11 protein-coding genes are annotated in these 12,368 nt (G+C 61.8%); 1 reads left to right on the forward strand and 10 read right to left on the reverse strand.

Features of this window, described 5'->3' with window-relative positions:
* Window positions 1-67: 67 nt before the first annotated feature.
* The 7 genes from HP556_RS06495 to HP556_RS06525 form a co-directional block, all read right to left on the reverse strand.
* Window positions 68-769 carry an ABC transporter ATP-binding protein gene (locus HP556_RS06495; RefSeq protein ID WP_175366338.1) on the reverse strand — a complete coding sequence of 234 codons (702 nt, stop codon included), beginning with the start codon at window positions 767-769 and terminating at the stop codon, window positions 68-70.
* Complete coding sequence (locus HP556_RS06500; RefSeq protein WP_175366339.1) at window positions 762-1,496, reverse strand: ABC transporter ATP-binding protein; 735 nt, start codon at window positions 1,494-1,496, stop codon at window positions 762-764. Before HP556_RS06500 ends, HP556_RS06495 begins: the two co-directional genes overlap by 8 nt.
* Window positions 1,497-1,498: 2 nt before the next feature.
* Complete coding sequence (locus HP556_RS06505; RefSeq protein ID WP_175366340.1) at window positions 1,499-2,530, reverse strand: branched-chain amino acid ABC transporter permease; 1,032 nt, start codon at window positions 2,528-2,530, stop codon at window positions 1,499-1,501.
* Between the two features lie 71 nt (window positions 2,531-2,601).
* Window positions 2,602-3,822: a substrate-binding protein gene (locus tag HP556_RS06510; RefSeq protein WP_120287020.1), complete on the reverse strand. Its 1,221-nt coding sequence runs from the start codon at window positions 3,820-3,822 to the stop codon at window positions 2,602-2,604.
* A 4-nt stretch (window positions 3,823-3,826) separates the two neighbouring features.
* Window positions 3,827-4,684, reverse strand: coding sequence for a branched-chain amino acid ABC transporter permease (locus HP556_RS06515; protein ID WP_175366341.1), 858 nt, complete (start codon window positions 4,682-4,684; stop codon window positions 3,827-3,829).
* Between the two features lie 35 nt (window positions 4,685-4,719).
* A complete protein-coding gene (locus HP556_RS06520) occupies window positions 4,720-6,234 on the reverse strand; it encodes an amidase (RefSeq protein WP_175366342.1) in 1,515 nt (504 codons plus the stop codon).
* 167 nt (window positions 6,235-6,401) lie between these two features.
* Window positions 6,402-7,583, reverse strand: coding sequence for a substrate-binding domain-containing protein (locus HP556_RS06525; protein WP_175366343.1), 1,182 nt, complete (start codon window positions 7,581-7,583; stop codon window positions 6,402-6,404).
* A gap of 173 nt (window positions 7,584-7,756) precedes the next feature.
* Here HP556_RS06525 and HP556_RS06530 point away from each other — a divergent pair, with 173 nt between their 5' ends.
* Window positions 7,757-8,194: a MarR family winged helix-turn-helix transcriptional regulator gene (locus tag HP556_RS06530; protein ID WP_175366344.1), complete on the forward strand. Its 438-nt coding sequence runs from the start codon at window positions 7,757-7,759 to the stop codon at window positions 8,192-8,194.
* 25 nt (window positions 8,195-8,219) lie between these two features.
* Here HP556_RS06530 and HP556_RS06535 read toward each other — a convergent pair whose 3' ends face one another.
* The 3 genes from HP556_RS06535 to HP556_RS06545 form a co-directional block, all read right to left on the reverse strand.
* Window positions 8,220-8,606 carry a RidA family protein gene (locus HP556_RS06535; RefSeq protein WP_089266022.1) on the reverse strand — a complete coding sequence of 129 codons (387 nt, stop codon included), beginning with the start codon at window positions 8,604-8,606 and terminating at the stop codon, window positions 8,220-8,222.
* Window positions 8,607-8,624: 18 nt separating this feature from the next.
* Window positions 8,625-10,985 (reverse strand): acetamidase/formamidase family protein, encoded by a 2,361-nt coding sequence (locus tag HP556_RS06540; RefSeq protein WP_175366345.1) that lies wholly within the window; start codon window positions 10,983-10,985, stop codon window positions 8,625-8,627.
* A 128-nt stretch (window positions 10,986-11,113) separates the two neighbouring features.
* The gene (locus HP556_RS06545) at window positions 11,114-12,355 is read right to left on the reverse strand and encodes an acetamidase/formamidase family protein (protein ID WP_175366346.1); all 1,242 of its coding nucleotides are present in this window, start codon (window positions 12,353-12,355) and stop codon (window positions 11,114-11,116) included.
* Window positions 12,356-12,368 lie beyond the last annotated feature (13 nt).

Below are 12,368 nucleotides of genomic sequence, written 5' to 3' on the forward strand. Positions count from 1 at the left end.
AACGCGGACACTATTCACCCTGAAGCGAAGGCTGCAAAGAGGTAGATGCCAACGACCCCGCTTGGCTCTAAGGCGCCAAATACTGCAACAATCTCGGATCGTCGCGAATCTCGCCGGCCGAACCTGTCAATGCAACCCGGCCGCGATCCAGCACGTAAGCGCGGCTCGCGACCCGAAGCGCCAGATCGAGATGCTGCTCGACGATGACGACGGCAATGTCCTTCGCCAGCAGGATCAGGCGCTCGGTAATTTCCTCGATGACACCGATCCAGACGCCCTCAGTGGGCTCATCCAGCAGCAAGATTTTGGGATCGGACAGCATGGCGCGCCCGATCGCCAGCATCTTGCGCTCACCGCCGGACAATGTGCCGGCAAACTGATCGAGCCGCTGGCCGAGCTTCGGGAAGATCTCTAGCACGCGGTTGACCGCCCCGCTGTCGCGATTGGTCAGCGCGCCGACGGCGAGATTGTCCCGCACCGAGAGTTTCGCAAACACCGAATGTTCCTGCGGGACATAGCCGACGCCGCGGCGGATGCGCTGCTCGGTCGGCAGTTTGCCGACATCGCGGCCATCGAGGCTCACCGCACCGCCGAGCACCGGCAACTCGCCGACAATAGCCTTCATCAGCGTGGTTTTTCCGGCGCCGTTGCGGCCGAGAATGGCGACGCCGCCGCGCCACGGCACGCTGACCGTAACGCCGAACAGCACCTGGCTGCGGCCGTAACCGGCATCCAGCGACTGGATATCGAGGAATTTATCGTCAGGCACGGCGGAGATAGACCTCCTGGACTTTGGGGCACGACTGCACATGCTGCACCGTGCCGGTCTGCAGGATCTGGCCCTGATCCAGCACGGTCAGGCGGTCGCAGATATCGCGGATGAAATCGAGATCGTGCTCGACGATGACGAGTGAACAGCGCGCCTTGATCGGCTGCAGCAATTCGCCGGTGACGCGCCGCTCTTCCAGACTCATACCGCCGGTCGGCTCGTCGAGCAGCAGGAGCTTGGGCTCGGGTGCCAGCGCCATGGCGATCTCAAGCCATTGCTGCTGCCCGTGCGACAGCGCGGAGGCCGGCTCGTGGGCGCGATCGACGAGGCGAAACTGTTCGAGCATCGCCATCACCTTGTCATGCAGCACGCCGCGGGTGCGCGACAGCGCCAGATTGAGCAGCGATGTCTGTGCCTGCAGCGCCAGCAAGATGTTGTCGTACAGCGTCAGAGCCGGAAGCACGCTGGTGATCTGGAATTTCAGACTCATGCCGGCGCGGGCGCGCTCGGCTGGCGAGGCCTGCGTGATATCGCGACCGCCGAAAGTGACGGTGCCTTGCGTCGGCGTCTCCGCACCGGCGATGCATTTCATCAGCGTGCTCTTGCCGGAGCCATTGGGTCCGATCAGGCCGTGAAATTCATTGGCAGCGATGGTGAGATCGGCGCCGTTCAGCGCCGTGAGCTTGCCGAATATTTTGATGAGGCCTTTTGCTTCCAGAAGCGCCATGACTATCGCTTCCCCGGACGGCCGAAGCTGCCGACCCGCTCCCGCTCTGACAACAACAGGCTGATCAGTCCTGCGGGCCGGAACAGGATGACCAGCAGCAGCAATACGCCAAGAATGATCGGCCAGATGTCCTGATAGCTGTTCGACAGCCAGAAGCTGACGGCCTCAATGACGACCGTGCCGATCACGGCGCCGATCAGCGTGCCGGAACCGCCGAACAACACATAGAGCACCACCTGGGTGGAAATCACGACACCCAGCATGTTGGGCCAGACGAAGCCTTCGTGAAACGCATAGAGACTGCCGGCGAGCCCAGCGATAGCCCCGCTCAGCGAAAAGATGATCGCCTTGAGGTGCTGCACCTTGTAGCCGAAGAAGGCGATGCGCTGTTCGTTCTCGCGCAGGCCGGCCAGCGCGAGGCCGAATTGCGAGCGCATCAGGAAACGACAGAGCAGATAGACCACGATCAGGAAGCCGATGGCCATGTAGTAATAGACAGGTCCCTCTGTGAGCTCATAGCTGCCGATTGTCATCGGCGGGATCGAGGGAATGCCGTTCTGGCCGCCGAGATAGTACCAGCCCCGCGCCAGACGATCGCAGGCATAGGAACCGGTCAGCGTGCCCAGCGCGACGAAGATGACGCTGGCGGGATGGCGACCAAGCAACAGAAAGCCGCCGAGCAGCAGCGCAAAGGCGAAGCCGATCAGAAGGCCGGCGGGCAGCACGAGCAGGATGGACGTAATGCCAAGATCGCGCGCCAGCAGCGCCACGCCATACCCGGCCGAGCCGAAAAACACAGCTTGGCCGAAACTCATGATTCCGGCATAGCCCCAGACCAGGTCGAATGACAGCGCGAACAGGCAGAGGATCAGCACGCGCGTGGCATAGACGGTGAGATAGTCCTGCAGCACTAGCGGCAGCAGCAGGCCAATGACCAGCACTGCGATCTCGATCATCGGCAGCACGCGCCATTGGCGAGATGCGCTGATGCCTCGCGTCAGAGATACGGTAGAGAGTGGCGTCGTCTCGGTCATCAGGTCGCCGGCATGAGAGAAAGAGAAGCGGGAGTGATATCGGCCACTCCCGCGAGGTTCGAACTATCGACTCAGCATTCCTTGGGATCGACGAGACCGGCGCTGCGCGCGACGACTTCATACTTTCCGCCCTTGGCCACAGCCGTATACATCTTCATCTTGCAGTGCCGCTGACCGGGGACCATCTCGGCTGGACCGCCCGGGCCTTCGGCGATCTTGGCATGGTCGAGTGCCTTGGCAACTGCATCTCGATCGACACTGCCGGCTTCCTTGACGGCCGCCTCCCACAGTTTCAGGCCGCGATAGGTGCCGGTCGCGGCACTGCCAGCCGCGAACAGGAAATTGCCCGGGAACTGTTTTTCGTAGGCCGCCTGGAGCTTGGCACTGAACGGATCTTCCGGCGTCAGCGCCTTGAAGTAATCGAGGCAGCTTGCGAGGCCCTCGATTTCGGCCGGCTGATTGATGCTGAGCGTGTTCTCGTCATAGTAGACGCAGGCGAGCCGTCCGCCATTCTTGAGGAAGCCTGCTTCGGAGAGCTGCTTGAAGAACGGTCCGACACCTGGCGGAATGACGGTGTTGAAGACGACATCGACCTTGTTCGAAATGATGCGGTTCACGGTCGACGAAAAATCGATCTGGTCGAGCGGGTAGTATTCCTCGAACACGACCTCGCCGCCATTGGCCTCGATCACCTTGCGCGCATAGACGTTCAACGTGTGCGGCCAGACGTAATTGGCACTGGGCAACGCAAACTTCTTGCCGCCATTCTTGATCAGCCAGGGGATGAATTCGTCACATTGCTGCGCCGGCGTCGGCCCGGTGCAGAACAGATAGGGCGTGCACTCCTTGCCCTCATAGAGCTGCGGATAGATATAGAGCGTCTTCCCGCGGGAGACGATGACGTCCTTGATGGCGTTGCGCATCGACGAGGTGATGCCGCCGATGACCAGATCGACCTTCTCGCGCTGGATCAGCTTACGCACATTGCCGACCGCGACGGATTCATTGGACGCAGTGTCCTCGATATACAGTTCCAGCGGCCGACCCAGCAGTCCGCCGGCATCGTTGATGTCCTTGATCACCATCCTGGCCACATTGGCGTCAGCATTGCCGGCATAGCCCATCGGCCCGGTCAGATCGGTACCGACACCGACCTTGATGGGTCCGGCAGCCGCGTTGGCCCAGCCTGCGGGGATGACCCAGCTGCCGACGCCGGTGGCGATGGCCGTACCGAACAGCGCCGCATTGCCGAGAAAGCGGCGACGGCTGAGAGTGTTGGCGTCTTGAGACATTGGACTAAACCCCTTTTCCTGCAACGAGGCCCTGCGGCCGGAATTTGATGAAGATGATGGCGAGCACGAATACGGCGACATCGGCGATAACGGGCGAGATGACCCAGGGCAGCGCCGCACTCAGCGTGCCGATCAGGCCTGCGCCGGCCACCGGTCCGGCAAAGGAGCCGATGCCGCCGACCATGACGGCGACGAAGCCCTGAATCAGAAAGCGAATGCCGAGATCGGCGAACAGCGTGAACACCGGCACGATCAGCGCGCCGGCCAGACCTGCGAGCGCGGCGCCGAACGCGAAGGTTGCGCCATAGATTGCGTTGGTCGAAATGCCGGAGGCTCGCGCCAGCGCCGGGTTCTCCAGCGAAGCGCGGATGCGCAGGCCGAACGCGGTGCGCGCCAGAAGCAGATAGCTCCCTGCCATCACCAGCGCAGTGATCACGATGATCACCAGACGCCAGGTTGAGAAATGCATGCCGCCGATGGCCACCGAGCCGCCGACCGGCTCCGGCACCGAGAGATACAGTCCGCCGATCAGGCCGCGCACGATCTCGCGAATGATCAGTCCGAGCGCATAGGTACCGAGCATGGCGACGATCGGCGCAGCATAGAAGCGCCGGACGATCAGCCGCTCGAGCACGAAGCCCAGTGCGCCGACAACAAATGGTGCCGCGACCATACCGAGCCACACCGGCAAACCCGCTGTGTGAACAATGTAGGTGACATAGGCCCCGAGCAGAACGAACTCGCCCTGCGCGAAATTGAAGATGCCCATCATGCTGGCGATGATCCCCAGCCCCAGCACGACCAGCACGACGATCGCCCCGAAACTGGCGATCTCGAAGATCGCCATGATCAGATTATCCATGCGCGATCACCGACCCTCGTCTCCGCATGGATGCCTCACATCGTCTTCCAATCGGCGGACTGCTCGAAAGCGTGCGCGGCGCGATAGATGGTCATCTCATCGAAATGCTTGCCGACCAGCATCAGCCCGACCGGCAGACCATCGACCATGCCGCAGGGGATCGACATCGCCGGATGATGCGAGATGTCGAAGGGCGAGGTGTTGGAGATCATCTCGAAGGCGCGGCCGACGACTTCTTCACGCGGCGCGCCGGGCGCCGGCAGCGGTGTCGCCTTCATCGGTGTGGTCGGCATCAGCAACAGATCATAGCTCGCCAGTGCCTTGTCATAGGCAGCTGTGACACGACGCGAGATGTTCAGTGCTTTGCCGTAAAAACGAGGGCCGAAATTGTTATTGATATAGGTGCCGAACAGCAGCAGCAGTTTGGTGGTTTCGGACAGCGAGTCCGCCTGCCCGCGCCAGCCGCGATGGGCATCCATCAGCGAGGTCGAATAGAGATCCGACCGACTGAGGCCATAGCCGTCCCCCACCATCATGGTCTGGGTCATGCCTTCGGTGCCGATCGGCGTCCAGACCGCCGCCGCGGTGAGATGCATCGGGATCGAGATCGTCTCCACTGTCGCGCCCAGATCGGCGAAGCGCTTGGCCGCTTCGCGAACGCTGCGGTTGACCGCATCCTCGGCGCCGAGCTGCTCGAAACCTTCCTTGACGATGGCGATCTTCATGCCCTTGACACCGGCGCCGAGCGCCTTGGTGTATTCCGGCACTTCCGGCGACTTGATCCGCGGATCATAACCGTCATCGCCGGCAAGCACTTCCAGCAACAGCGCATTGTCGGCGACATTGGATGTCATCGGGCCGGTGTGATCGACGAAAATCTCGATCGGCATGATGCCCGTATAAGGCACCAGACCCCAGGTCGGCTTCATGCCATAGGTGCCGGAGAAGGACGACGGCATGCGGATGGAGCCGCCCTGATCGCCGCCGATTGCCATGTCGACTTCGCCAAGCGCCACGACAACGGCGCTGCCGGACGAAGACCCGCCGGCGGAATAGCCCATCTTGTGCGGGTTATGCACGTTACCCGTCGAATTGGTGTGGCTGCCGCCGGACATGCAGAAGGATTCGCAATGCACCTTGCCCATGATCTCGGCGCCGGCATCCAGCATGCGCGTGACGATGGTAGCGTCGAAATCCGGCACATAGCCTTCCAGCGTGGAGGAGCCGTTCATCATCGGCACACCGGCCAGCATGATGTTGTCCTTCAGCGCGACGGTCTTGCCCTTGAGCTTGCCGCTGGGCGCACCCTTCACCACCGACTTGCGATACCAGGCGTTGCGCGTGTTCTCTTCCGGCGCGGGCCGATAGCCAGGTGTACGCGGATATTTCACTTCGGGTACTTCGTCGGGCATCGCCGCCACGACGTTGTAGGCATCGACGGATCCCTGCATCAGCGCGCGGAACGAGGTGACGTCCTCATCGGACAGCGCGAGGCCGCACTGATCGGCGACGGCGAGGAGTTGATCGGGAGTGGGAAGTGAAACGGCCACGATGATTTCTCCTAATATCCACGATGCAACCGGCGCGGTATTTCTTCGGGGATGCCCACACCGAAAAGGCGACGACGGTGTCGCCTTTCACGCATCATTAGAAAGAGAAATATTTTCCTTTTCAAGTATTATTTTTCGGGATCGTCCTGATCGGGTCTGCGACTGACCTAGAATGTCCGGATGAGCCTGAAATCCAGACCGTCTGCTTCGGCAAGATAGATCGGCATTTTCGCCCGCCCGCCGCGCATGCTGACCTCACCGCGGGCGCCGTGATAGGCCACGCTGGACGCCGCGTTCAGCATCGGCCGGACGTCGAATGAGCCCGCCTTGGTCGCCACGGATTCGAGAAACCTAAGCCCCTCGTAATTCGACTGCGCGACCGATCCCGGCACAGGCGCACAGCGTCCGAACGATGCTTCATATTGCGCACGGAATGCATCATTCGCCGCCGACGCACGGTCGACGAAATAGCCCGATGCACAATAGAGCCCCTCGGAGCTATCCGCGCCCATGCCGAGCAGCAGCGTTTCATCCATGGCCCCCGCCAGTCGGAGAACCTTCGACGAGAGACCATGTTCGGCGAAGGCGCGGTTGAACACGATGCTGTCGGTGCCGATCAGCGAGATGACCACGACATCCGGCTTGGCGGCCCGGATACGGGCGATCTGGGCATCGTGATTCTGCTCGCCAAGCGCAACGAATTCCTCACCCACCACGCGCCCTCCGGCACCGGCGATGTATGTCTTGGTGGCCTTGTGGGCCAGCCACGGCCAGACGTAATCGCTGCCGATCAGATACCAGCGCTTCGCCTTCTTTTCATTCGCCAGCCATTCGATGGCCGGGCGCGACTGATCGCGCGGCGTCTCGCCGATCGCCATCACGCCGGGCGTGCGTTCTCCGCCTTCATAGACAGGCGTATAGATATAGGGCACGCGCCCGGCGATCACCTTGCGCAACGCGACGCGGACCGCGCTGATATGCGAGCCCATGATGACATCGACATCGCCAGCCGCGATCATGTCGGCTGCCGTGCGGACAACGCCATCGATATCGCCGCCGGCGTCATGAAACACCGGCTCGATCTCGCGCCCGAGAATGCCGCCGCGCCGATTGATCTCCGATGCCGCGAGCATCATGCTATTGGTGCCCGCCAGGCCCCAGATCCCGGCCGGGCCGGACAGGCCGATAAAATTGACGACGCGCAGCTTTTCGCGATTGCGACGCCGCGGAAACAGATCGGGACGTGCAATCGCGTCACGACCTTCCCCGCTGTCCTGAAAGCCCTTCAGCAACCATGGCGCCGGCATCGGCAGCGCGCCGGTTGTTGCAATCTGCAGTGACGAGAGCATGTCGCTCTCCTTTCGACGTTGTCAGCGGCGGTGCGGCGTCAATTTATCGGCAGTAAAATCGTGCGAAAGAAAATATCGTAGAGGAAAATATTGAATATTCAACGATTCCCGTGCATATGGATCAGGCAAAGTCGCTTAATATTCATCACCCCTTCCAGCAAAGTCTCCCAGCCGTGGCCAAATCGCCGAGCACGCCCATCACCGAACACCTCGCTTATCTGCTGGCGCAGGCGAACCGGGAGATTAATCGCCAGCTCGATGCTCGCTTCAAGAAGGAAGGCGTGCCGGTCGAACAGTGGCGCATTCTGAAAGTGCTGTCTGACGGTAAGGGCCACTCCATGGGCGACCTCGCCGATGCGGTTCTGCTGAATCATCCGACCCTGACCAAGATGGTCGATAGGATGGTGTCTGATGCACTGGTCTACCGGGTGCAGGACCCCGACGACCGCCGCAAGGTGGTGATGTTCATATCCGACCGCGGCAAGACACTAACCCAGCGGCTGAACTCGCTGGCGCTGAGCCAGGAAGCCCATATCGCCGAGAACTACGGCAACAAGGCAACGGCCGACCTGAAGCGCCTGCTGGAAAGCCTGATCGAAAAGGCGAACTAGGTTTTCCATCTCTTCGCACCGACCATTATCTGGGCCGTCGACAAACTAGGTCGATTTCGATCAGAGCGTCATAAGCGAGGCCCGTGACGCCGACACAGGTCCGCGCCGGCAAACGATCCGGCGGAAAATAGCTGCGATAGGTCTCGTTCATCGCCACGTAGTCGCGCTTGAATTCGGTGAGATAGATCCGCGTCATGGTGATGTGCTCGAAGCCGAGATCGAGCCCCGCGAGCACCACGCGCAGATTTTCCATCACCGCTTCGGTCTGTGCCACGATGCCATCGGGCAGCACGCCCGGCATTGCCGGCGTGTCCGGCATCTGCCCGGTGACGAACACGAAGCCGTCGGCCTCCACAGCATGGCTGAACGGCGCGACCGGCTTCGGCCCGCCGGAGATCATGTGAAATTGCAACAGCGCGTCTCCTGGACCTTATGATTTTGACGTGTGATCGAACACCCGCTTGCTCAGAATGGCATGAACGCCCCAATTGCCGTCGACAACCTGCGTCACGCCGAAGTCGACGGCGACCGACATCAACGCGATCGCCTCATCCTCGGTGAGACCTTTGATGTTCATCAGGAAGCGCCGCATCTTGCGAAAGGCGTCCTTCATCGCGAGATCGAGCGACGAGGTCGCATAGACCTCGCTCTGCCCCTTGGCGCCGAATTCAGCGAGATAGTTCGGATGGCTGAAGCCCATCAGCACCCAGTCACTCTCGGTCTCGATCAGCGGATAAGTGAGATCGGCGAACGCCTGGCCGGCGAGATTGCCCTTCTTGTGCAAGACCACCTGGAAGGTTCCGGTCATCGAACATTCGATCGCCGTGCCACCGAGTTCACCGTCGCCCTGCGCGGCATGGGGATCGCCGACGGACAGCAATGCGCCGGGCACCGATACCGGCAGATAGACCGTCGATCCCTTGCCGAGCCGCCAATTGTCGAGATTACCGCCAAAATAGGCTGGCGGCACTGAATCGACGAGATCGGCCTCTCGCGGCGCGACGGCAATGACACCGAAATGTGGACGCAGAGGAATGCGAATGCCGTCGAGCACGTCATGCCGACGCCGCACAGAGGCCGGCGTAATCGGAATGCCCGGATAATCGTAGGTATTGTGCACGGTGCCGAACGGATCGGTCTGCGGCTCCCAGCGATACGAGTAGAGCGCGCGCGCATATGGCACGTCGTCGTGATCGAGAATTTCGTAGATCGTCACCGCCTCACGCGTATTCTGCTCGGCGAGAAATTCCTTGTAGTGATAGCCCCACCACGCCGCGACGCTACTGCCGAAAACCTGACCGTCGAAATCCGGATTGCGACTGGCGCGCGGCACGATGTCGAGGATGCGAATTTCCAGCACATCGCCGGGCTGCGCGTCCCTGATCGCCACCGGCCCGGTGCAAATGTGGACGCCAAAGCCCTCACCGGCCCCACGGCCATAGATCGAGGCGTCCATCGGACCGGCCCCGCGGCGATCGACATTCTTCTGATCGCGCGTCCAGCAGAACACGCTCTCAGCGCCGATATCGCCCTTGATCATCCGCTCGGGATCGTCGGATGCGTGCTGCGTCAGTGTTTCGATGGTGATCGTGTCGCCGGAATTGATCTCGATCTGCGGCGGCAACGAGCGGCTGAAATACCCCCAGTGCACGCGAGATGCATCGGCGGCAAGATGATGGTGCCGGAGATTCTTCGAAGCATCCGCGATGCCGTGCGTGATCGTCTCGGCCGGCTCCGGCTGCGCAATCTTCCCCGTGGTCGACGGCGCGTGCTGGCTGCGCAACTGCGCCAGCGCTTCCTGCGGCCATCCGCGTTGTCCCGCCGCCGTCGCCGATGCCGTCAGGCGCTCGGCTTCATTCTGGCGGAATTCGCGCGGCGACAGGCCGAAGCGGTGACGGAACGTGCGGCTGAAATGCGCGGAGTCATTGAAGCCGGCACTAAAGGCAATCTCGGAAATCGAGTGATTTGCCTCGGACGGATTCGACAGATCGGCCCAGGTGCGCTGCAGCCGGCGTTCGCGCAGGTAATGCGTAAAGCTGCTGCCGGTGCCTTCGAATAGTTTCTGCAGATAACGTTCGGAGATGCCCTCGGCCTGCGCCACCTTGGCCGGCGTCAGATCCGCATCGTCGAGGCGTCGCTCGATGGTTTGGCACAGCCGATGCAAGGTCGCCGCCTTGGTCGCCGTGCCGCTGTTGAGATCGGCCGTCGGCTCGGCCAGTTGACGTGTAAAGGTCGGCAACAGATCGGCAAGACTTTGTGCGATCGCCAACCATTCGGCATCGGACAATGTTTCGAGGTTGCGGGCCGCCTGTTCCATCATACGCGCGAACACGTCGCCGAAGCCGCCGGGGCCTATGATCTGGACATCGGGGATGGCGGGGGCACTAGCGCGGCGGCTGTGCAGCGGATCGGACGTCACCGAGAGCACCACCGCGCGCATGTCGCGCTGGAATGCGACGCTCCAGTCCCCTTTGCGGGGCAGCAACAGCAGATGCCCGACGGCGACGATCTGATGTCCGGCGGTGGTCTTCAGTGCAACACCGTCCTCGAGCGGCAGCAATACGAGGGGATGATCGCTGGCCAGATCCGACAATGGCGAGATCGCCTGTGCGCCGGCAGACAATTTGGCCAGTGCAATACCTTCGAAGGTGCGACGAACTGCGGTGGCGTGACCGTGATGCGTGGTCGTCGCAGCCGTCGGCTGCAGGCCAATCGAACTCAGGACGTCGCGCCATGCTTCGGGGCGGTCGTCTTCAGAGTAGGATTCACTGGTGAACGGACGGAGGCTCATGCATCGACCTTCATAGCCGAAGCGAAGCAACCTCCGTGCCATCCCGAAGGACGCAGCGCCTTGCCCTGCAACTTCCCCGATCACCGCGCCATCATCCTCATAGCCGAATTCAGTGCAATTTCATCCGCTTAGTCGCAGCGGAAGACGTTCTTGCGGATTGTGCCATGGACGCCCCAATTGGCATCGACCACCTGCGTCACCCCGAAATCCGCACCGACCGACATCAGCGAGATCGCCTCGTCTTCACTCATCTTGTGCACCGTCATCAGGAAACGCCTGAGCTTGCGGAACGCATCGCGCATGGCCCGATCGAGGCTGGAATGATTGGCGACGTCGAGCTGCGCCTTGGCGCCGAGTTCGGCGAGATAGTTCGGGAAGGTGAAGCCGTAGACCGACCAGGCATCGGCGGTTTCCAGCATCGGATGCGTCAGGCCTTCGAGCGCTGTGCCGCCGAGGTCACGATGCTTGTGCAGAATAAATTCGAAGTCGCCGGTCAGCGAGGTCTCGATCGCCGTGCCGCCGAGCTCGCTGTCGCCCTGCGCGGCATGGGGATCGCCGACCGAGAAGAACGCGCCGGGCACCGCCACGGGATAGAACATCTTGGCGCCCTTGCCGACGCGCCAGTCATCGATATTGCCGCCGGTGTAACTCGGCGGGATCGACGACACGAAATCCTCCTCGGATGGCGCGAGGCCCATGGTTCCGAAATGCAGCCGTGCCGGCACCCTGACATTGGGCAGGATGTTTTCGCGTTTCCTGATGGTCGCGTGATCGACGCGTACGCCGGGATAATCGATGGTCGGATGCAGGATGCCATCGGGATCAATCTGCGGCGTCCAGACATAATTATAGACCGCCCTGGCGAAGGGTTCGCCCGACGTATCGAGCTCAAAGATCGTCACGACCTCGCGCGGCTTCGGTTCCTCGATCAGGTCGTGATAGTGGAAGCCCCAATTCGCGGCGACGTTGGAGCCGAAGCACTTGCCGGCATGACAGGCCTTGCAGGCCGGCCGCGGGCGCACGTCGAGAATACGTACTTCCAGCACATCGCCCGGCTCCGCGCCTTCGATCGCCACCGGCCCGGTGAGCAGATGCACGCCGACGCCTTCGCCTGAGCCGCGAATGAACGGACCTTCCGTCGGGCCGGAGCCGCGGCGGACGATGGCCTTGTGCTCGCGGGTCCATTTGAACACGCTCTCGGCGCCGGGATCGCCTTCGATCATGCGCTCGTAATCGTCATTGGCATGATGCGTCAGCGTTTCGATGGTAGCGCGGTCGCCCGACTTCAGCGTTAGCGCGGGCGTGACCACCTTGCTGAAATAGCCCCAGTGAACGGTCTTCGGCGACACCGGAAGAAGATGATGCTTCATGCTGAGGCCCTCA

The sequence above is a fragment of the Tardiphaga robiniae genome (assembly GCF_013359755.1).
Classification (GTDB): domain Bacteria; phylum Pseudomonadota; class Alphaproteobacteria; order Rhizobiales; family Xanthobacteraceae; genus Tardiphaga; species Tardiphaga robiniae.

Coding starts and splice junctions, on each gene's coding strand:
- HP556_RS06500 (WP_175366339.1), bottom strand. CDS start 1,496: ATGGCGCTTCTGGAAGCAAAAGGCCTCATCAAAATATTCGGCAAGCTC.
- HP556_RS06505 (WP_175366340.1), bottom strand. CDS start 2,530: ATGACCGAGACGACGCCACTCTCTACCGTATCTCTGACGCGAGGCATC.
- HP556_RS06510 (WP_120287020.1), bottom strand. CDS start 3,822: ATGTCTCAAGACGCCAACACTCTCAGCCGTCGCCGCTTTCTCGGCAAT.
- HP556_RS06515 (WP_175366341.1), bottom strand. CDS start 4,684: ATGGATAATCTGATCATGGCGATCTTCGAGATCGCCAGTTTCGGGGCG.
- HP556_RS06525 (WP_175366343.1), bottom strand. CDS start 7,583: ATGCTCTCGTCACTGCAGATTGCAACAACCGGCGCGCTGCCGATGCCG.
- HP556_RS06540 (WP_175366345.1), bottom strand. CDS start 10,985: ATGAGCCTCCGTCCGTTCACCAGTGAATCCTACTCTGAAGACGACCGC.
- HP556_RS06545 (WP_175366346.1), bottom strand. CDS start 12,355: ATGAAGCATCATCTTCTTCCGGTGTCGCCGAAGACCGTTCACTGGGGC.